The sequence below is a fragment of the Bacteroides sp. ET225 genome (assembly GCF_024733745.1).
Classification (GTDB): Bacteria; Bacteroidota; Bacteroidia; order Bacteroidales; family Bacteroidaceae; genus Phocaeicola; species Phocaeicola excrementipullorum.
This window is the reverse complement of sequence record NZ_JANRHN010000030.1, coordinates 1-20,772: the sequence shown is the minus strand read 5'-3', so window position 1 is coordinate 20,772 and position 20,772 is coordinate 1. Positions and strand designations below refer to the sequence as shown.

The following is a 20,772-nucleotide window of genomic DNA, read 5'->3' as shown; positions in this document are numbered from 1 at the left end:
ATTGGGAACATAGCGGCTGTCGCTTGATGCCGTTGCCGCTATGTTCCCGTTGGTCAGAAATGAATGCTGTCGTTAAAAAACAGGTTCTGGCATTTCCGGAATCATTTCACTCCCAGATCTTTCATTGTCCGAGGTTCAGGAACGCTTGGCAGAGGCTTGCGCTCTTTCAACTGCTCGAGAGCTACTTCGATGGCCTTTTCCAACTGCTGGTCTGTACCGGATTGTTCCCGGATGGGATCGTTGTCGATGAGGATGTCCGGATCAACGCCGTGGTTCTCCACAATCCACTGGCCGGTCTTGGCATCGTAGTTGGTGAAGAATGGCACGCGGATGTCTGTGCCGTCCATATAGGGCAGGGAACCGCTGATGCCCACGATGCCTCCCCATGTGCGGGTACCGATGACCGTACCCAGCTTGTTGGCTTTGAAACTCCAGGGGAATAGGTCGCCGTCAGAAGCCGAATATTTGTTGATGAGCAGGATTTTCGGGCCGTACTGTGTGGCATCGGGAATGGTGCCTGTCCGGGTAGACGTGCGCGACATGGTCATGCGGTAGGGCTTGCGGAGCAGGCGCTCGATGATCATGGGCGATACGTTGCCTCCGCCGTTGGCCCGGTCGTCGATGATGAGGGCTTCTTTGTCGAGCTGCGGGTAGAAGTAGCGGGCAAATTCGTTCAGGCCCTCAGGTCCCATATCGGGAATATAGATATATCCTACGCGCCCATCGGTGGCTTCTTCCACACGGCGCAGGTTCTTTTGCACCCAGTTATAGTGATAGAGCGGATATTCGTTGTCCGTGGGTCTTACCACAACCTTGCGGGCACCGTCGGCTGCGGCCTTGGAGCTGACGCTCAGTTCGGTCAGTACGCCTGCTTTGCCGATAAGAAGCTGGTAGATGTTGCGCACGGAGGTGGTAGGCACACCGTCGATGGCTGTGATATAGTCGCCCTCTTCAATGTTCATGCCCGGTTCGGTGAGAGGCGAGCGGAGCTTTTCGCTATAAGGTGCGCCGGGAAGTATTCTGTCGATACGGTAGAAGCCTGTTTGCTCGTCGCGGCTCAGTTCGGCACCCAACAGGCCCATGCCGATACGTTCGGGCTTTGGATATTCACCGGGGTTGACGTAAGCATGTCCGCATGCCAGTTCGGCAATCATTGCGCCGATGATATAGTTCAGGTCGAGGCGTGTCTTGACATAAGGCAGCAGCACGGCATATTTCTCCTTGATGGCTTTCCAGTCCACCCCGTGCATGTTTTCTACGTAGAAGCCGTCGCGGTAGGCACGCCAGGCTTCGTCGAAGATTTGTGCCCATTCCTGTTGATAGTCTATCGGAGCCACCATGTCATCCAGACATACCTTGTTGTCCAGTGTAACCTTTTGTGTGGACAGTTCGCCCACATAGAGGGAGTTGCCGCGCATGTAGAGAACCTTTTTGCTGCCATCCATGGGTGCCATGACAGCATTCTCGGCTATCAGTTCGTCCTTCTGGTCTTTCAGACTGAAGGCGTGCGTGCCATTGTCGCCGTAGTACCACACGGTTTGTCCGTCGCTGTACAGGTTCCAGTAGTTGCCGGCAGATAGGGGCAGCTTGACGATACGGCCTGCGATTCCTTCGGGAGCAATCTCCACAGCCTTGTCTTCAGTCTTGATATCTTTCTTCTTCGCGTCCTTGGCAGGAACTTTGCCGCCTTCCTCTTCCTTGTCGCTGTTCACCGCTTCGTCTGCGGGCAGGAAAGGCGAAGGCGTGTCGTTTGTCAGCAGAGCCAGGTAAATGCCGCCCATGCGGGTGTAGACATGGTTCCATTCCAGACGTCCGTAGATGGGGTTGAAGTCACGGTCGGATTCAAAAATCAGGTATTTGCCGTCAGTGCTGAATACGGGCGAAGAGGAATTGTACCATTTCTCCGTAACGGGATATTCCTGCTTTGTGGCCAGGTTGTAGACATAGACTACCGAAAAGTCGTTGGCAGCAGGCTTGGTGTAGGTTATCCAGCGGCTGTCCGGTGAGAAGTTCACGCCGTAGAATTCTTGTTCGGGATTCTGCATGACTATGTTTTTTGTCTTGGAGGCCACGTCTACGGTGACAATACGGTTCTTGCGGTCAGTGTAGAGTACAGTCTTGCTGTCGGGACTCCAACTGAGGCTGCGGATGTAGGTGTCGTTGCCTGTGGTCAGTTGGACGGGTTCGCCTCCTTCAGCGGGTTGCAAGTAGATTTCAGTTTCACCCGTGCGGTCGGAGATGTAGGCTATGTATCGTCCGTCAGGACTCCAGTCGGCTTCGCGTTCGTTGGCGCCGGGGGTACGGGAAATGTTGCGCGTTACACCTTTTGTGGCGGGCACGTCGAATACTTCGCCACGTGCGGTTACGGCCAGGCGTTTACCGTCGGCCGAAAGTCTGGCTGCGGTCACATAGTCGGCTACATGCTTCTGTTCGGTGCGGGCATAGATGTTTTCAGCGTTGAGCGTGATGCGGATCTGCTCGTTCTTGCCTGTCTGCGGATCGAAACGGTAGAGGTAACCGGCATGTTCATACACAATCTGCTTGCCGTCGGTGCTGGGGAATTTGATGTCGTAGTCGGTATAGTCGGTTATTTTCTCCGTCTGTCGGGTAGCGGTGTGGTAGACGAAAAGGTTCATTGTCCGGTCGCGGTCGGAGATAAAATAGATGTCATCGCCGATCCACATGGGGCAGATATCTTGTGCCACGTTGTTTGTTAAATTCTCTACTTTCTTGGCATCGGGATCGTAAAGCCATATATCATCTGCCATGCCGCCGCGGTAATATTTCCAGTTGCGGAATTCGCGGAAGACGCGGTTGTAGGCCATTCGTTTGCCGTCCGGTGCATAGCTGCAAAAGCCGCCTTCGGGCAGAGGGAGAGCTTGAGGCATACCGTCAGACAGAGGCGCTGTCCACAAGCGTCCGTCGAAGCCGTCGCTGATGCGGTTGCGGTAGACGACACCTTCGCCGTTGGGTGTCCAGGTCATCACGATGTTGTTAGGCCCCATGCGGTCGCCCACATCGTCGCGCGCATTGGTAGCGGTGTAGGTCAGACGCCGGGGTTCGCCTCCGTCGGCGGGAATAATATAAACCTCGCGGTTGCCGTCATACTCGCCGGTGAAAGCAATGGTTTTGCCGTCGGGCGAGAAACGCGGAAAGATTTCATAGCCCACGTGCGATGTCAGCCTTCGGGCCTCACCGCCTGCAATGGGTGCTGTGTAGAGGTCGCCGGCGTAGGAGAATACGATGTCCGTGCCGTTTGTGGCGGGGAAGCGGAGCAGCCGTGCTTCGTTGCCGTCGGCTTTGGCTCCCGTCGCCGCGCTGAGGGCGAGCAGGGAGAAAAGGAATTGCTTCTTCATGTTGCTTCTGTGTTTTTTTTGATTAAACCATTACAAAGTTAAACTGAAAAAATTGAAATCCAGCGGTGCACCGGCAGGATTTTGTCTGCTACGCGCACCAGGCAGTTCTTCGTTACACAATTCGCAATTTCTCTCGAAGAAAAGGACAAGCCTTCTTTTTCTGTTATTATCTGTGAAAGCCGTAATTTATATACAACATATATCAGACAATCCTTGTATTTTTGCAGCGTCAAAAAGAGAAAAACAAAGTGAGCAAGATAAAGAACGAAACCAACAGCCTGCTGGCGATGATCCGTCAGGGAAAGCCCATGACAGGAAGGCAGCAATTATGGCTGACCGTCCAACTGAGTGTGCCCGCAATTGTGGCGCAGCTTTCGTCCATCCTTATGCAGTATATCGATGCGTCGATGGTGGGAAGTCTGGGAGCCAATGCGTCGGCTTCCATCGGACTGGTATCTACAACAACGTGGCTGTTTTGGGGAGTATGTTCTGCTGCGGCTACGGGTTTCTCCGTGCAGGTGGCGCATCTGATAGGAGCCGGCGATATGGAAAGGGCGCGGGCTGTGCTGCGCCAGTCAATCGTTTCCGTCTTTGTCTTCAGTCTGCTGCTTGGACTGGCCGGGGTAGCCATCAGCGGTTCGCTTCCCCGTTGGCTGGGAGGAGATCCGGTTATACGGCGCGATTCTTCGCTGTACTTTCTCATTTTTTCGCTTTTCTTGCCTATGCTGCAACTGAACTTTCTGGCCGGAGGCATGCTCAGGTGCAGCGGCAATATGCGTATTCCGAGTATGCTGAACATACTGATGTGTGTGCTTGATGTCATATTCAATTTCTTCCTGATATTCCCTACGCGCGATGTGGAGCTGTTCGGCAGCACGTTCCGGATGCCGGGGGCAGGCTTGGGAGTGGAAGGAGCTGCTTTGGGAACGGTTTTTGCCGAGGTCGTTGTGGCTGCGTTGATGATGGGTTACCTGGTTACCCGCTCGCCTGAACTGAAACTTACGGGCGAGAAGGGCCGGTTTATTCCGCGCAGAGCCGTTTTGAAGCAGGCAGCCCATATTAGTCTGCCTATGGGACTGGAGCATGTGGTGATCTGCGGGGCGCAAATCATGACAACTGTAATCGTGGCCCCGCTCGGCATTATTGCCATTGCAGCCAATTCGTTTGCCATCACTGCCGAAAGTCTTTGCTATATGCCGGGCTACGGTATTTCGGATGCGGCTACAACCCTGGTGGGGCAGAGTCTGGGTGCCGGAAGAAGGGAGCTGACACGGAGATTCTCGCGTATGACGGTTTATATGGGAATGGGCGTAATGGCGTTTATGGGCGTGCTGATGTACGTGTTCGCTCCCCAGATTATAGGTATAATGACGCCTGTCGAAGAAATTCGCACACTGGGCACTTCTGTGTTGCGCATAGAGGCGTTTGCCGAACCGATGTTTGCTGCGTCTATTGTTGCATACGGTGTGTTTGTGGGTGCAGGCGGAACGCTGGTGCCCAGTCTGATGAATTTCTTCAGTATATGGGCGGTGCGCCTGACGCTCGCTTTCTGGCTGGCTCCGACTATGGGGCTGCGAGGAGTATGGCTGGCCATGTGCATCGAGCTGTGTTTCCGCGGAACGATTTTTCTGATACGTCTGGAGCGCGGCAAATGGATGGAAAAACGATACAAGATAAGTCAAACCTAACATATTTTAGCATAGAAGATGAAATACAATTTTGATGAAATGATTTCGAGGCGGAACACGAACTGTATCAAATGGGATGCTTCTGCCGATTCTGAGATGCTGCCCATGTGGGTGGCTGATATGGACTTCCGAACGGCCCCTGCCATCGTGGAAGCATTACAGAAACGTGTGGCTCACGGCATTTTCGGGTATACCCGTGTGCCGGACGAATATTACCAGGCTGTAATCAGCTGGTTGGACCGCCGGCACGGCTTGAAGACAAAGAAGGACTGGTTCATTTATACTTCGGGGGTGGTTCCGGCTATTTCGGCAATTATCAAGGCTATGACTGAGCCGGGTGACAAGGTGATTCTCCAGACTCCTGTTTACAACTGTTTCTTTTCTTCGGTGCGTAACAACGGATGTGAAATCTTGAGCAATCCGCTTATCTATGCCGGACAGACTTACCGTATGGACTATGAAGATCTGGAGCGCAAGGCGGCAGACCCGCGCGCCAAAGTGCTGGTTCTCTGCAATCCTCATAATCCAGCCGGAAGAGTGTGGACGCATGAAGAGCTGGTAAGGCTGGGCGAAATCTGCATCCGTCACAATGTGCTGGTCATTTCAGACGAGATCCATTGCGAGCTGGTTTATCCAGGACACAAGCATCTGCCGTTTGCTTTCATTTCTGAAGAATTCCTGAAGCATTCAGTTACCTGCATTTCTCCAAGCAAGGCTTTCAACATTGCCGGACTGCAGATTGCAAATATAATCGCTCCGGACGATGAAATCCGCCGGAAGATAGACCGTGCCATCAATGTCAACGAAGTGTGCGACGTGAATCCGTTCGGCGTAATTGCTACCATTGCGGCATACAATGAAGGGGAGGAATGGCTTGACCAGCTCGTAGGCTATATTGGGGAAAACTACAAGTTCATGAAGGATTTCTGTGCAGTGAATCTGCCGGAATTTCCGCTGGCGGTGCTTGAAGGCACTTACCTCGCATGGATGGACTGTTCCGCTCTTCACATTCCTTCGGAAGAACTGGGCGTAAGGCTTCAGAAGGAAGCAAAGCTCTGGCTGAATGCGGGAGCGATTTATGGTAAGGATGGCGATAACTTCATGCGCTGGAATCTTGCCTGTCCGCGTGAAAGGGTAGCGGACGGTCTGAACCGTTTTCTTGCTTTCGTGAAGAATAACAAGTAATTGTCAGCGGTTGAGTATTTTCATCGCGATGTCCATGTAACGGATAATGTCGGTGGTAAGTTCACGGCGGTATATGTCGCTTCGCTTGTGTCCCAACCTGACAACGATCGCATCGTGTGAGGGGATGGCTATGGCATATTGTCCGAGCATACCGCGCATATAGGGGTTTGTCTGTCCGCGGTAGTGCATGATCCATGTCTGGAAACCATAATAGTCCAGCGAATCCTTGCCCCATTGGTCTTTGAGGTAGGATGCGGGAGTCATGGCTTCGCTCAAGTACTTTTCCGAAACAAGCTGCCGACCGTTCCAGTTTCCGCGATGGAGCATGAGCCGTGCAAGGCGCGCTATGTCACGGGCGGTGGTATGGAAGCAGCAGAATGCTTTCTCGTCACCGCCTTTCTTGTCTAAAAGCCAGTAGGCATTGCGTTCCGCCTGCATCGGCTTCCATAATTTTTCTTCCGCATATTTGCTGAGCGTCTGTCCGGTGGCGGCTTCGATGACAAATGCCAGCAACTGCGTTTCGCCGCTCCGGTAAGAATATTGTATGCCGGGTTGTTCGTTGACATCCAGTTCTGTAACTAGCTTGTACAGGTCGTTTCCGTAATAGCCGTGGGTCGTTACGGAGAACAGGGAGGCATACGATTCGTCCCAGTCCATCCCGGCACTCATGGTGAGCAGGTTGCGGACTGTTACTTCTTTTTGTTTTCCTTTTGTGTATTGAGGAATGTAAGTGCTTACCGGATCGTCAAGGTTGTGGATTTTTCCTTCGTCAAGAGCTATTCCGGCAAGAAGTCCTACTATGGTCTTTGTTGCTGAATAGATGTTGGATGTAAGGCTGTCGTTCCACCCGTTCCGGTAACTCTCGAATACAATACTGTCGTGCTGGATAACGAGAAAGGCTACAGTTTTCAGCTCATCCAGATAAGCGGAATCTTCGGGTGAAAGGCGATGACGGTTATAGTCGTTGGTATGGGGCCAGAACCATACCGCAGAAGGGGTGTTATGCACCGTGTCACGATGAAATGTGTTGAGGTCGTCGATGACGGGCATCAGATGAATCAGTGCCTGGCGTGCGTAATAAGGGAGTGAGACATAAATTGCGGCAGCCAGCAGGATTCCCGCAGAGATATATAGAAGTATTCTTTTTCGTTTCCTGTCCATAGAAGGCGATGTTTATACATTGCCCCAAAGATAAGAAATTGCAACAAAAAAACGGACAAATCTGATTTATTTTCAGATATTGTCCGATCCTTTAAGTGATTCCGCCGCGATTCGAACGCGGGACCCACAGCTTAGAAGGCTGTTGCTCTATCCAGCTGAGCTACGGAACCATCCTTGTGTGATGTGTGATATTTGTAAAGCTTTTAAGTGATTCCGCCGCGATTCGAACGCGGGACCCACAGCTTAGAAGGCTGTTGCTCTATCCAGCTGAGCTACGGAACCATCCTCAATTGCGGATGCAAAGGTAGAGTTTTCTTTCGAGATATACAAATAACGGATTGACTTTTTTATCATGCAGCCGCATTCAGGAGTAACGCTTGGGATAACGCAGCAGGATGCTGAGCAGTGCCGCTATGCCTAAAGCCATCGGATAATACAGGTAACAGACGATGCTGAGAGGAGAAAGCTGCGTCAGTCCGGCCGCTATCAGCATTTGTGCTCCGTAAGGAATGATGCCCTGCACCACGCACGAGAATGTGTCAAGGATACTGGCGCTTTTCCGTTTGTCCACATGATACTCGTCGGCAATGTCACTGGCGAGAGGCCCGACAGTAATGATGGCAATGGTATTGTTGGCGGTGCAGACGTTGGCCAGGCTCACAAGGGCGGCAATGCTCAGTTCAGCTCCCCGTTTGCTTTTGATATGCCGGGTAAGCTTATGCAGGATGTAGTCTATCCCTCCGTTGAAGCGTATGAGTTCGAGCATGCCTCCTGCCATTAAGGTAATGATGATAAGTTCTCCCATGCCTACGATTCCCTGTCCCATGCTTCCGAACCAGCCGTACACGTCGAAGCTTTCATAGCACATGCCGATGATGCCTGCCGAGAGTATTCCGAGAATCAGCACAAGCATCACGTTCAGTCCGGTTATGGCAGTGCCTAATACGATAATGTATGGAATCACTTTGACCCATTCGACCGGACTGGCAGGATGGGTGACTTCTATGTGGCTGCCGTATATAATATAGTATATGAAGACAACGAGGGCAGCGGGTATTGCAATCATGAAATTAACGCGGAACTTGTCGCGCATTACGCAGCCCTGAGTGCGCGTGGCGGCAATGGTTGTGTCGGAAATGAACGATAGGTTGTCGCCGAAAAACGCTCCCCCAACTACGATTGCAGTCATGAATACGACGCTGACATCCGTTTTGGAAGCAATGCCTGCTGCAACGGGAACGAGTGCGACGATCGTTCCTACAGAAGTTCCGATTGACAGGGAGATGAAGCAGGATGCAAGAAAGATTCCTGCAAGAAGCAGGTTTCCCGGAAGCAGCTGCATGGTGAGATTTACGGTGGCGTCAATAGCACCCATTGCTTTGGCCGACTCGGTAAAGGCTCCCGCCATGATGAAAATCCAGATCATGAGCATGATGTTTTTGTTTGCTGCTCCGCTGGAATATTGGATAAGGCGGTCGTTCAGACTCAGTCCTTTGGTTGTTGCCACTGAGTAGATGGAAGCCACCATGAAAGCGACGGTAATGGGCACTTTATAGAAGTCGTTGATTATTAACGATGTGACAAGGTACATGCACAAGAATACCGCTAACGGGCTTAAGGCCCATGCGCTCGGCTTGTTGACAATAGGGGTCAGTTTGTTATAGTCCATTTTCCATATCTGTAGTTAAGAACGCGCAAATATAACACTTTTCCGTCTGAATGTCAGTCGTTCGCACTGTCATAGACATGTGTGTCGAAGTAAAAGTCGATGTTGTCTACAGAAATCAGGTGGATAGGCATGTAGTTGCAGCTCTTTACCCTTTTCTTGAGGATCAGATGATTGCAAAGACATTCGATGCTGTCGTATCCCTGAACGGTGGGCTGCTGGGCTATAATGAAGTCGATATAGCCGTTTTGAAGGCATGCGACATTTCTTCGCAGCAGGTCATATCCCATGAGATGAAAGTCCTTTTTCCCGTATGCTTGCATGTATTCGCCGATTATATACGCTTTTGAATTGAAGGTAATGCCGCACTTGATGTCCGGGTGGGCGCTGAAAAACTCATTCATCAGTTTTTCGTTCTGCTCCGGTTGTTTCGCATAGAGATTCAGTTCCCTTATCTTCATCTCCGGGCAACATGTTTTCATGTATTCATAAAAGCCTCTTTCGCGGTGGAGCTGCTGGTTGGAGCCTAGCCGTCCTTCATAAATCAGCCGGAATACGACTATTTCATTAGCTCCCATGGCGAGCAGGTGAAGTATACGTGCTGCAAAGTAGCCGCTTTTCTGGGCATGTTGTCCGAAAAAGGCGAGTGGAGAAAGATTGGGAATATTTGAGTCTATAAATATATAAGGTATATTGGCCTCCCGCAGTTTGTGTGCAAGTTCTTTGGTTTCTTCTTCGCTGGCGGGTGAAAGAACTACACCGTCGGGGCGCGCGTTCAGCACTTTTTCTCCCTCTTCTGTGAATGATCCGGATTCGTACTGGTCGTAGCAGAAAGACTGGAGCGATACGTGGAAGTCTGAAAAGGCGGTTATGGCCTGGCCCATTCCGTTTTCTACATCTACCCAGTAGTCTTCTTCGGCGTGCGCCGGAAAGAGGCAGGCAAACCTGTATTTTTTATTTGATGCCAAGGCGCTTGCGTACATATTCGGCTGATAGTTAAGTTGCTGCAAGATTTCTTCTACCTTTTCCCGGCTGGCTGCTGATACGCCGGAGCGTGAATGAAGCACCCGGTCTACTGTTCCTACGGAAACTCCTGCCAGGCGTGCGATGTCCTTGATCCGAATCCGTTCTTGCTGATTGTCTATGTTTGTCTTCATGAAGAGCTTTTTGTAAAAAAAATTATTATCGATACAAATATATTACTTTTTTTGGTATTTAAAAAATTAATCGTACCTTTGTGTGCGTGCACAGAACGGGAGATTTGTCATAAAATTGAAGTCCGCTGTGTTTGGAAGACACATTAATTTTACAACAAGCATAAAAAGAATTACAATGGGAAAAATTGTTACTTTAGGCGAAATCATGTTGAGATTGTCTACTTCGGGCAATACTCGTTTTGTTCAGTCAGACAACTTTGATGTTGTTTATGGCGGTGGTGAAGCAAATGTGGCTGTGAGCTGTGCCAACTATGGACACGACGCTTATTTCGTAACTAAGCTGCCGAAACACGAAATCGGGCAGAGCGCAGTGAACGCATTGCGCAAGTATGGCGTGAAAACCGATTACATCGCTCGTGGCGGCGACCGTGTGGGAATCTATTATCTTGAAACAGGAGCATCCATGCGTCCGAGCAAGGTGATTTATGACCGCGCTCATTCTGCAATCGCTGAGGCTGATCCTTCTGACTTCGACTTTGACGCTATCATGGAAGGTGCTGACTGGTTCCACTGGTCGGGCATTACTCCGGCAATTTCTGACAAGGCTGCTGAACTTACCAGGCTGGCTTGTGAGGCTGCGAAGCGTCATGGAGTAACTGTTTCCGTTGATTTGAATTTCCGCAAGAAGCTGTGGACAAAAGAAAAGGCGCAGTCTATCATGAAGCCGCTGATGCAGTATGTGGACGTTTGTATCGGCAACGAAGAGGATGCGGAGCTGTGTCTGGGATTCAAGCCGGATGCTGACGTTGAAGGCGGAAAGACCGATGCGGAAGGGTACAAAGGTATCTTTACTGCAATGGCAAAGGAATTCGGATTCAAATATGTCATTTCTACGCTGCGCGAATCTTACTCCGCAACGCATAACGGCTGGAAGGCTATGATTTATAACGGTGAGGACTTCTACGTGTCTAAGCACTATGATATAAATCCGATTATTGACCGTGTAGGAGGCGGTGACTCGTTCTCCGGAGGTATTATTCACGGACTGCTCACCAAACCGAATCAGGGTGAAGCCTTGGAATTTGCTGTTGCGGCATCAGCCTTGAAGCATACCATCAACGGTGACTTCAATCTGGTTTCTGCTGAGGAAGTTGAAGCTTTGGCTGGCGGTGATGCAAGCGGACGTGTTCAGAGATAATTTATAAATGAATCCTGTAAATCGGAAATAAAATGGCAAAATTTGATAAGATAGCTGTGTTGAACAAGATCGGTTCAACCGGAATGGTTCCCGTATTCTATCACAAGGATGCGGAAGTTGCGAAGAAAGTTGTAAAGGCATGTTATGACGGCGGTGTCCGTGCGTTTGAATTCACCAACCGCGGTGACTTTGCGCACGAAGTGTTTGCTGAAGTTGTTAAGTTTGCTGCCAAGGAATGTCCTGAAATGGCGATGGGTGTCGGCTCTGTCGTTGATCCGGCTACGGCTGCCCTTTATTTGCAGCTAGGTGCCAACTTTGTGGTAGGTCCGCTGTTCAACCCTGAAATAGCAAAAGTCTGCAACCGTCGTCTGGTGGCATACACTCCGGGATGTGGCAGCGTTTCAGAAGTAGGTTTTGCTCAGGAACTTGGGTGCGACCTTTGCAAGGTTTTCCCGGGTGATGTGCTTGGGCCGAAACTGGTGAAAGGTATGCTGGCTCCGATGCCGTGGTCAAAGCTGATGGTTACCGGCGGAGTAGAGCCGACTCAGGAAAATCTGACCTCTTGGATTAAGGCGGGTGTTTTCTGTGTGGGCATGGGCTCCAAACTCTTCCCGAAAGACAAGGTGGCTGCAGAAGACTGGGCTTACGTTACTGAAAAGTGTAAGGAGGCTCTTGGCTATATCGCCGAAGCACGCAAATAAGTAAAAATTCATTTTGTTTAAAGGTGTATAAATGAAAAGCTCTGCCTGTGCCTGAAAAAGCATAAGGCGGGGCTTTTGTGTTTTGCTGTTGCGCTGACGTTTCCGGGATTTGCGTTTGCCGGATTGCTGTGGATATGCCCTGTGTGTGTGGCTTGTAAAAAAAACGGTCCTCCTTATTAAGTTTTTGTAGTTTCTTGAGCAAAAATTGCTCAAATTCAAGGTTTTTTTGTACATTTGCGCCGGATAAAAAAAATTGATGATGAAACAGCTTTTGAAACCTGATTACATTTTTGAATCGAGTTGGGAAGTGTGTAATAAAGTTGGAGGTATTTATACCGTCTTGTCAACACGAGCAAAAACTTTGCAGGAAGATTTTCCGGACAGGATTTTTTTTATTGGCCCTGACTGTTGGAAAGGCAAGGATAATCCTTCGTTTATTTCTGATGATGAACTGTTGAAGGCATGGCGTGAACATGCGGTAGAGAAGGACGGGCTTAATGTGAGAGTGGGCCGCTGGAATATTCCCGGCAAACCGATGGCCATTCTGGTTGATTTTACGCCTTTCTATGCTAAGAAAAACGATATCTATACGCAGGCGTGGATAGATTTCAATGTTGATTCGCTGCACGCTTACGGTGACTATGATGAAGCGTCGATGTTCTCCTATGCCGCAGGAAAAGTGCTGGAAAGTTTTTACCGTTTCTGCCTGAAGCCTTCAGACAATGTCATTTATCAAGCCCATGAATGGATGACCGGATTGGGCGCCTTATATATCCGAAAAACATTGCCGCAGATTGCTACAATCTTCACTACACATGCCACTTCCATCGGCAGGTCGATCGCCGGCAACAACAAGCCTCTCTATGATTATCTTTTTGCTTACAACGGTGACCAGATGTCGCGCGAACTGAATATGGAATCGAAACATTCCATCGAAAAACAGACAGCGCACAATGTTGATTGCTTTACCACCGTAAGTGAAATTACCAATAATGAATGCAAGGAATTGCTTGACAAGCCTGCTGATGTGGTTTTGATGAACGGGTTTGAGGACGATTTCGTTCCCAAGGGCGATGCGTTCAGCGAAAAGCGCAGGAAGGCACGCGGGGTTCTGCTGAATCTGGCAAACAAGCTGCTGGGTACTGATATCAGTGAGGATGCGCTGATTGTGGGAACCAGCGGACGCTATGAGTTCAAGAACAAAGGTATAAATGTCTATCTGGAAGCCCTGAACCGCCTTACGCGCGACAAAAACCTGAAGAAGGAAGTGGTTGCATTCATCAATGTGCCCGGATGGGTGGGAGATGCCCGCGAAGACTTGAAGGAGCGTCTGGCCAGCGACAAAAAGTTTGATACTCCGCTGCATGTGCCGTTTATCACCCATTGGCTTCACAATATGAGCCACGACCAGGTGCTGGACATGCTGAAGTATCTGAACATATCAAATGCGGCCGATACGAAAGTGAAGGTGATTTTTGTCCCCTGTTATCTTGACGGAAGGGATGGTATCGTGAATATGCCGTACTATGATTTGCTTATCGGCTTTGACCTCACTGTCTATGCTTCTTATTATGAGCCGTGGGGGTATACGCCGCTTGAAAGCGTGGCTTTCCATGTGCCGACCATCACGACAGACTTGTCGGGATTCGGACTGTGGGTGAACTCGGTTGAAGGACATTATGGCATGCTGGAAGACGGCGTGAAAGTTATCCACCGCACCGATTACAACTATTCGGAAGTGGCCGATGCCATTAAGGATACGGTTTCTGAATTTTCTTCGCTTGACGGAAAGGATGTGCTTGCTATCCGGCAGAAAGCGGAAAATATTGCGGAAAAAGCCTTGTGGAAGCATTTTATAAAATATTATTATGAGGCATACGATTTCGCTCTGCGGAACAGGACGGAACGTCTGGCTCGAAAAGACAACTGATTTGTGATTTTTTTTAAGTTTTTGAGATATGAGAATTAAAACAAATTGTGCGAATGCTCCTGTTTGGAAAGAGGTTACTGTGAAATCTCGTATTCCTGAATCATTGAAGATGCTGGAAGAAATGGCCCGCAACATTTGGTGGTCATGGAACGATGAAGCAATTGAAATGTTTAAAGAACTCGATCCGGAACTGTGGAGTGTGGTAGGACAGAACCCTGTCGCCCTGTTGGAACGTCTGAGCTATGAAAAACTGGAGGCGTTGTCTGTAGACAAAGAGGTATTGGGGAGAATTGAAGAAATTTATGCAAAGTTCAAGGCTTATATGAGCGAAAAGCCTGATTCTACGCGCCCGTCTGTAGCTTATTTTTGCATGGAGTACGGTATGACCCATGTGTTGAAAATATATTCCGGCGGTCTGGGTATTTTGGCCGGCGACTACCTGAAAGAGGCTTCCGACTGCAATGTTGACATGTGCGGTATAGGCTTCCTGTATCGTTACGGATATTTCACTCAGAGCCTGTCTATGGACGGACAGCAGATTGCAAACTATGAAGCGCAGAACTTCGGAAGTCTGCCTATCGAACGCGTGAACGATGAAAACGGACAGCCGCTTGTGCTGGATGTGCCGTATCTTAACTATTATGTACACGCATTCGTGTGGAAAGTTAATGTAGGACGTGTGCCTTTGTATTTGCTGGATACTGACAACGAAATGAACAGCCAGTTCGACCGTCCCATCACTCACCAGCTGTATGGCGGTGACTGGGAAAACCGTCTGAAGCAGGAAATTCTGTTGGGTATCGGCGGTGTGCTGCTGCTCAAGCGATTGGGTATCAAGAAGGATATCTATCACTGCAACGAAGGACATGCGGCTCTGTGCAATGTGCAGCGTCTGTGCGAATACGTAGAAGGCGGTCTGTCATTTGACGAAGCACTCGAAGTGGTGCGCGCTTCTTCGTTGTATACCGTGCATACTCCGGTTCCCGCAGGCCACGACTACTTTGACGAAGGTCTGTTCGGAAAATATATGGGCGGTTATCCGCAACGTATGGGCATCAGCTGGCAGGATCTGATGGATTTGGGACGTACCAATCCGGGCGATTCGAATGAACGCTTCTGCATGTCTACTTTCGCATGCAACACTTGTCAGGAAGTGAACGGTGTAAGCTGGCTGCACGGGAAAGTTTCACAGGAGATGTTCTCCGGTATCTGGAAAGGATATTTCCCCGAAGAAAACCACGTGGGATATGTTACGAACGGTGTGCATTTCCCGACATGGTGCGCTTCTGAGTGGAAGGCACTCTATGGCAAATACTTCGACAAGAACTTCATGAAGGACCAGTCGAACGCGAAGATTTGGGAACGCATCTATAATGTGCCCGATGAAGAAATCTGGAATACGCGCGTGGCACTGAAGAACAAGCTGATCAACTATATCCGCAACGAGTTCCGCAATTCTTGGCTGAAGAACCAGGGTGATCCTTCGCGCGTGGTGGCTTTGATGGACAAGATCAATCCGAACGCGCTGCTGATCGGTTTCGCCCGCCGTTTTGCAACGTATAAGCGTGCGCACCTGCTGTTCACCGACTTGGACCGTCTGGCCAAGATTGTCAACAATCCGGACTATCCGGTTCAGTTCCTGTTTGCAGGCAAGGCTCATCCGCACGATGGTGCAGGTCAGGGACTGATCAAGAAGATTGTTGAGATTTCCAAGCGTCCGGAATTCCTCGGAAAGATCATTTTCCTGGAAAACTACGACATGAAGCTTGCCCGCCGTCTGGTTTCGGGCGTTGATATTTGGATGAATACGCCGACACGTCCGCTTGAAGCATCCGGAACATCGGGCGAAAAGGCGCTGATGAACGGTGTCATCAACTTCTCCGTACTCGACGGATGGTGGCTCGAGGGTTATCGTGAAGGTGCAGGCTGGGCGTTGACGGAAAAGCGTACTTACCAGAATCAGGAACATCAGGACCAGTTGGATGCTGCAACAATCTACAGCATTCTGGAAACAGAAATTCTTCCGCTGTACTATGCGCGCAACAAGAAGGGATTCTCTGAAGGATGGATCAGAACAATCAAGAATTCTATCGCACAGATTGCTCCGCACTACACAATGAAGCGTCAGCTTGACGACTATTTCTCGAAGTTCTACAACAAGGAGGCTGAACGTTACCGCAAGCTGATTGCCAACGACTTTGCCAAGGCTAAGGAACTGGCTGCATGGAAAGAAGAAGTTGTGGCCAAATGGGATTCTATTCAGGTAGTTTCACTCAGCAAAGACCAGGAACTGCGTCAGGGCAATGTTGAGAGTGGAAAAGACTACACCATCACTTGTGTGGTTGACGAGAAGGGACTGAAGGATGCTGTCGGCATTGAAATGGTGGTTACTTACACTAACGCTGAAGGAAAGGAATATATTTACTCGGTTTCTCCAATGGAAATGGTGAAGAACGAAGGCGACCTGTATACATTCCAGTTGACGGCCAGCCTGTCAAATGCAGGAAGCTTCAAGGTTTCTTACCGTATGTTCCCGAAGAATGCTGACATGCCGCACCGTCAGGACTTCTGCTATGTCCGCTGGTTCAACGAATAATCGGATACTTTATTTATGACACTTGTCCGGAGCGGATGCTCTGGCACCGAAAGAAAGCCGTTGCTTTGCAAAGCAGCGGCTTTCTTGTCAATGGAAAGCAAAAATTTTTTCCATTTGTCTGAAAAGACTATATTTGTAAAATCAAAATTTGACTCAGGCTATGAAAATTCTATTGGTAGAAGACGATGCGGATTTGCGCGAAATCACTACACGTTCACTTGAAAAGGAACGTTATGTCGTTTCGCAGGCACCCGACTATATGACAGCTTTGCGCAAGATTGAGGACTATGATTACGACTGCATCCTGCTGGATATCATGCTGCCCGACGGGTCGGGGCTCGACTTGCTTGACGAGCTTCATGCCATGGGCAAACGCACCAACGTCATTATTCTTTCGGCAAAAGACTCGCTTGAAGACAAGGTGAAGGGACTTGATCTGGGCGCAGACGACTATCTGCCGAAGCCTTATCATCTGGCCGAACTGCATGCACGCCTGAAAAGTCTGTTCCGCCGCAACATGAGGGAGGGAGAAAGAAAGGTGCAGTATGGAAACATCGAAATCATGCCTGACCAGTTCAAGGTGATTATTGGCGGAAAGGAAGTGGAACTGAGCCGTAAGGAGTATGACATCCTGTTCTATTTCATGGCGCGCCCGGGAAGGCTGGTCAACAAGAGCACATTGGCCGAGGCGGTATGGGGCGACCATATAGACCAGGTGGACAATTTCGATTTCATCTATGCCCAGATAAAGAATCTGCGCAAACATCTGAAGGAAAACGGAGCTACGCCTGAGTTGAAGGCTGTGTATGGTATCGGATATAAATTTGTGGTAGAATGAAACTTTTTCATCTCGTGATGTGGCGCATGTCGGCCGCATTGATAGTGATTCTCACTTGCTGGGCCGTGCTGTTTTACCTGGCGGTGATGGAGGAAGTGAACGATGAAGTGGACGACTCGCTGGAAACTTATGCAGAGTCGCTGATTGTGCGTTCGCTGTCGGGAGAAGAAATGCCTGATGCCAGCAACGGATCGAACAACCAGTATTTTCTGTATGAGGTGAGCGAAAGCTATGCGCGCGCTTACCCGCGCATTTCGTATCGTGATGAGATGGTTTATATTACCGAAAAGTCTGAAAAAGAACCTGCGCGTGTGCTGATGACAATCTTCCAGCGTGATGACGGGACTTTCATGGAACTGGTGGTCTATACGCCTACCATCGAGAAGTTCGACTTGCAGCGTGCGATATTGGGATGGATCGTGTTTCTGTATGTCCTGCTTTTCCTGATGATTCTGGCGGTGAACGCATGGGTGTTCCACCGCAACATGAAACCGCTTTATCACTTGCTGAAGTGGCTGGAGAACTATCATTTGGGGGATACGAGCGTGAAGCTGGACGAGAAATTGCCGATTGTGGAATTCCGCAAGCTGAACAAGGCCATCAATTCTGCATCGGAAAGGAGCCACGAATTGTTTGAGCAGCAGAAACTGTTTATCGGCAACGCTTCGCATGAGATGCAGACCCCGCTTGCCATCTGCCGGAACAGGCTGGAGATGATGATGGAAGATGATTCTTTAAACGAGAAGCAGCTTTCGGAACTGATGAAGACGCATCAGACGCTTGAGAATCTGACGCGGCTGAACCGTTCGTTGCTTCTGCTCTGCAAGATAGACAACCGCCAGTTCAGCGATGTCCGTACGGTGTGCCTGGATAAGCTGTTTGAGTCGTATCTGGAGGATTATAAGGAAGCGTACTCCTACCGTCGGATTCGGGTGAACGTAGACGAGCAGGGGTGTTTCCGCCTGGAAATGAGCGAATCGCTGGCTACAGTGCTGGTGACTAACCTGCTGAAGAATGCTTTTGTACATGGAAAGGAAGGAGGGGAGATTTCGGTCCGTTTCACGTCTTCATCGTTTGAGATAGCTGATACGGGTGACGCCCCGCTTGACGGAAAGCGGATTTTCGAACGTTTTTATAAAGGAAACTCTGCGAGGGAGGGATCTACAGGACTGGGGCTTGCGCTGGTCAAGTCAATCTGCAATGCATACGACCTGCAAATAACTTACGCCTTTCAGGGCGGCATGCATGTTTTCTCTGTTTCCATGAATTAGAACGCCTGGGTTAATGGCAGGGGAGGGCAGCGAGTTTGTGTTCGCTTGCTCTTTTCTCCAGCTCATCAGTGTGCTGTTCTTATTGGATTATTCCGTCCACTCTGCAGAGCTAAGCAAATTCCTTTCAGGCAGCAAGAAACTTTTTTTAAAATAATTCTGTCAGTAAGTGGCTCATACCCAACAGTCGTTACTTTTAGGTAAGTATCTGACTATCAAGTGACTTCTTGTGGGATCAAGAAACTATCCCTACATTTGCAATGCAAAAGAAACAAAGGCTCTTTTAGTAAGTAATAAGTTTTTTAATATGTAGGATTATGAAAAATGTAACATTGATTGGAGCGAGCGGATTCGTTGGAACCGCCATCCTGAACGAGTTGTTGGCGAGAGGCCACAAAGTAACAGCGGTGGTGCGCAACCCCGAAAAGATTGGCGTATCAAATCCCAACTTGGCAGTTGTAAAGGCCGATGTAACTGATACGGAGGCGTTGTCTGAAACCTGCAAAGGCAGGGATGCCGTTATCAGCGCATACAATCCCGGCTGGACAAATCCGAATATCTACGAAGATACCTTGCGCAATTATCCGCTGATTCTGAAGGCGGCCAAGCAGTCGGGAGTAAAGAGGCTGCTGTGCGTAGGCGGTGCAGGCACGCTGTTCTGCGCTCCAGGACTTCGTGTGGTCGATTCCGGCGCAATTCCCGATGCCATCATGGGCGGTGTGAAATCGCTCGGAGAGTTCTATCTGAACACGCTGATAAACGAGAAAGACATCGACTGGGTGTTCTTCTCACCTGCAGGGACATTGTTGCCGGGACAGCGGACAGGGAAATTCCGTTTGGGCAAGGACGACCTTATCGTAGACGAAAACGGTAACAGCCGCATCTCTGTGGAAGACTATGCGGTGGCAATGGTGGATGAACTGGAAACACCGAAGCACCACTGCGAACGGTTCACTATCGGGTATTGACAAGTAAACTTGGTATTATCATAAAAAGGCAGAAAACAATGAAAAAGGCATTATTTATTTTGTTCAATCTTTTGGCAGTTGCAGTTGTGGCACAGGAAAAAGGACGTTTCGAGGTGCATGACTTTGGCAATTTCCAACTGCATGTGTATTACACCAACGATGCGTTGGGTGATGCAAGCTATATCATCGAGGGCAAGGATGCGCTTGTGACAATGGAACAGCCTCTGTTTAAGGAGAATGTGCATGAATTTGACTCTTATTTGTCGAACCTGGGCAAGATGGTTGAGAAACGCATTACGGACTATCACGTGGGAGGGACCGGCAGTCATGATGTGGTGATGGCTCAGGGTATGCCCGAATTTACGAAGGGAGAGATTTACAGCGGCATGATGAAAGGCTTTGCACAGGCTTTCGGCGATGCACTGACTGATATGCCTACGGGCAAGGCTTCGGAAGTGGCTTTCGGCACGGAGCAGACATGGGCAGGAGTGACTTTTGCGTTCGGGCACGGTGCAGCAATGGATTTTCCCGGCGCAAGTATCCTGATAGGCGGCAAGGCTTATTATACGCACTGGGCTCCGGCAAAGGCGCATGTCAGCCACCTGCAGGTTTCTTCTCCGGCAGCAATCGATGCTGAAATCGCAGAAGCAGAAAAGGCGATGAACTCCGGAGCGGAACTGTTTATTGGCGGACACGGCGGTGCGGCAAAACGTGATGCGGCAGAGTTCAAGATCGCTTATCTGAAGAAAATGAAAGAGGTGTTCGGCGCAAACGGCACTGCACATGACTTTGTGGAGGGTATGAAGAAAGCTTATCCGGGACTGCCGGGAGAAGCCGGACTGGAAGATCTGGGCAAGGCTCTTTACAAATGACAAAGGCACAGCGGATGTGTCAGCATGGCATGGCTTTTTGACAGTCATTTCTTATTCTGACACATCCTCCTCTGGCAGCAGTGACATTGTCCGCATTATTGAAGAAAGCTTGTGAATCGCTTATTCTTAGAAACTGTTTTGAATTTATCGTGTGCTGATTTGGGATGAGTTTTTGAGGCATTTCCGTT

14 protein-coding genes and 2 tRNA genes are annotated in these 20,772 nt (G+C 49.6%); 10 read left to right on the top strand and 6 right to left on the bottom strand.

The genetic code is table 11. The features are described 5' to 3' along the window. Positions 1-101: 101 nt before the first annotated feature. The gene (locus tag NW212_RS11890) at positions 102-3,356 is read right to left on the bottom strand and encodes a S41 family peptidase (RefSeq protein ID WP_258338859.1); all 3,255 of its coding nucleotides are present in this window, start codon (positions 3,354-3,356) and stop codon (positions 102-104) included. Positions 3,357-3,643: 287 nt separating this feature from the next. Between NW212_RS11890 and NW212_RS11885 the strand changes: the two genes are divergently transcribed. Both NW212_RS11885 and NW212_RS11880 read left to right on the top strand, forming a co-directional pair. After that, positions 3,644-5,044: an MATE family efflux transporter gene (locus NW212_RS11885; protein WP_375337989.1), complete on the top strand. Its 1,401-nt coding sequence runs from the start codon at positions 3,644-3,646 to the stop codon at positions 5,042-5,044. Between the two features lie 18 nt (positions 5,045-5,062). Continuing rightward, entirely contained in the window at positions 5,063-6,229 is a 1,167-nt protein-coding gene (locus NW212_RS11880; RefSeq protein ID WP_258338857.1) for a MalY/PatB family protein, read from the top strand. Between the two features lie 3 nt (positions 6,230-6,232). Here the strand turns inward: NW212_RS11880 and NW212_RS11875 are convergent, their stop codons facing one another. The 5 genes from NW212_RS11875 to NW212_RS11855 all read right to left on the bottom strand — a co-directional run bounded on the left by NW212_RS11875 (position 6,233) and on the right by NW212_RS11855 (position 10,213). Next, entirely contained in the window at positions 6,233-7,390 is a 1,158-nt protein-coding gene (locus NW212_RS11875; RefSeq protein WP_258338856.1) for a serine hydrolase, read from the bottom strand. A 96-nt stretch (positions 7,391-7,486) separates the two neighbouring features. Further along, positions 7,487-7,560 (bottom strand) — tRNA-Arg (locus NW212_RS11870). Positions 7,561-7,598: 38 nt separating this feature from the next. Next, positions 7,599-7,672 (bottom strand) — tRNA-Arg (locus tag NW212_RS11865). Between the two features lie 82 nt (positions 7,673-7,754). Next, positions 7,755-9,059 (bottom strand): Na+/H+ antiporter NhaC family protein, encoded by a 1,305-nt coding sequence (locus NW212_RS11860; RefSeq protein ID WP_258338855.1) that lies wholly within the window; start codon positions 9,057-9,059, stop codon positions 7,755-7,757. Between the two features lie 53 nt (positions 9,060-9,112). Continuing rightward, complete coding sequence (locus NW212_RS11855; RefSeq protein WP_375337988.1) at positions 9,113-10,213, bottom strand: substrate-binding domain-containing protein; 1,101 nt, start codon at positions 10,211-10,213, stop codon at positions 9,113-9,115. A gap of 175 nt (positions 10,214-10,388) precedes the next feature. On the opposite strand from NW212_RS11855, the gene NW212_RS11850 reads away from it, so the two are divergent. From NW212_RS11850 to NW212_RS11815, 8 genes are all read left to right on the top strand, one after another. Next, on the top strand, positions 10,389-11,411 hold the full coding sequence (locus NW212_RS11850; RefSeq protein ID WP_258338854.1) for a sugar kinase: 1,023 nt from the start codon (positions 10,389-10,391) through the stop codon (positions 11,409-11,411). Between the two features lie 32 nt (positions 11,412-11,443). Then, positions 11,444-12,112 carry a bifunctional 4-hydroxy-2-oxoglutarate aldolase/2-dehydro-3-deoxy-phosphogluconate aldolase gene (locus tag NW212_RS11845; protein WP_258338853.1) on the top strand — a complete coding sequence of 223 codons (669 nt, stop codon included), beginning with the start codon at positions 11,444-11,446 and terminating at the stop codon, positions 12,110-12,112. Between the two features lie 256 nt (positions 12,113-12,368). Continuing rightward, positions 12,369-14,042 (top strand): glycogen/starch synthase, encoded by a 1,674-nt coding sequence (locus NW212_RS11840; RefSeq protein ID WP_258338852.1) that lies wholly within the window; start codon positions 12,369-12,371, stop codon positions 14,040-14,042. Between the two features lie 28 nt (positions 14,043-14,070). Next, positions 14,071-16,638: an alpha-glucan family phosphorylase gene (glgP, locus tag NW212_RS11835; protein WP_258338851.1), complete on the top strand. Its 2,568-nt coding sequence runs from the start codon at positions 14,071-14,073 to the stop codon at positions 16,636-16,638. Between the two features lie 160 nt (positions 16,639-16,798). Next, positions 16,799-17,476, top strand: a complete 678-nt coding sequence (locus NW212_RS11830; RefSeq protein ID WP_258338850.1) for a response regulator transcription factor — start codon at positions 16,799-16,801, stop codon at positions 17,474-17,476. Next, positions 17,473-18,747 (top strand): HAMP domain-containing sensor histidine kinase, encoded by a 1,275-nt coding sequence (locus NW212_RS11825; RefSeq protein ID WP_258338849.1) that lies wholly within the window; start codon positions 17,473-17,475, stop codon positions 18,745-18,747. Before NW212_RS11830 ends, NW212_RS11825 begins: the two co-directional genes overlap by 4 nt. Before the next feature lie 314 nt (positions 18,748-19,061). Then, positions 19,062-19,712 (top strand): NAD(P)-dependent oxidoreductase, encoded by a 651-nt coding sequence (locus NW212_RS11820; protein ID WP_258338848.1) that lies wholly within the window; start codon positions 19,062-19,064, stop codon positions 19,710-19,712. 38 nt (positions 19,713-19,750) lie between these two features. Beyond that, positions 19,751-20,584, top strand: a complete 834-nt coding sequence (locus NW212_RS11815) for a hypothetical protein (RefSeq protein ID WP_258338847.1) — start codon at positions 19,751-19,753, stop codon at positions 20,582-20,584. Positions 20,585-20,772 lie beyond the last annotated feature (188 nt).

Bases quoted from the DNA above. Each gene is read 5' to 3' on its own strand.
- NW212_RS11890 (WP_258338859.1), bottom strand. From the start codon at position 3,356: ATGAAGAAGCAATTCCTTTTCTCCCTGCTCGCCCTCAGCGCGGCGACG.
- NW212_RS11885 (WP_375337989.1), top strand. From the start codon at position 3,644: ATGATCCGTCAGGGAAAGCCCATGACAGGAAGGCAGCAATTATGGCTG.
- NW212_RS11880 (WP_258338857.1), top strand. From the start codon at position 5,063: ATGAAATACAATTTTGATGAAATGATTTCGAGGCGGAACACGAACTGT.
- NW212_RS11875 (WP_258338856.1), bottom strand. From the start codon at position 7,390: ATGGACAGGAAACGAAAAAGAATACTTCTATATATCTCTGCGGGAATC.
- NW212_RS11860 (WP_258338855.1), bottom strand. From the start codon at position 9,059: ATGGACTATAACAAACTGACCCCTATTGTCAACAAGCCGAGCGCATGG.
- NW212_RS11855 (WP_375337988.1), bottom strand. From the start codon at position 10,213: ATGAAGACAAACATAGACAATCAGCAAGAACGGATTCGGATCAAGGAC.
- NW212_RS11850 (WP_258338854.1), top strand. From the start codon at position 10,389: ATGGGAAAAATTGTTACTTTAGGCGAAATCATGTTGAGATTGTCTACT.
- NW212_RS11845 (WP_258338853.1), top strand. From the start codon at position 11,444: ATGGCAAAATTTGATAAGATAGCTGTGTTGAACAAGATCGGTTCAACC.
- NW212_RS11840 (WP_258338852.1), top strand. From the start codon at position 12,369: ATGATGAAACAGCTTTTGAAACCTGATTACATTTTTGAATCGAGTTGG.
- glgP (WP_258338851.1), top strand. From the start codon at position 14,071: ATGAGAATTAAAACAAATTGTGCGAATGCTCCTGTTTGGAAAGAGGTT.
- NW212_RS11830 (WP_258338850.1), top strand. From the start codon at position 16,799: ATGAAAATTCTATTGGTAGAAGACGATGCGGATTTGCGCGAAATCACT.
- NW212_RS11825 (WP_258338849.1), top strand. From the start codon at position 17,473: ATGAAACTTTTTCATCTCGTGATGTGGCGCATGTCGGCCGCATTGATA.
- NW212_RS11820 (WP_258338848.1), top strand. From the start codon at position 19,062: ATGAAAAATGTAACATTGATTGGAGCGAGCGGATTCGTTGGAACCGCC.
- NW212_RS11815 (WP_258338847.1), top strand. From the start codon at position 19,751: ATGAAAAAGGCATTATTTATTTTGTTCAATCTTTTGGCAGTTGCAGTT.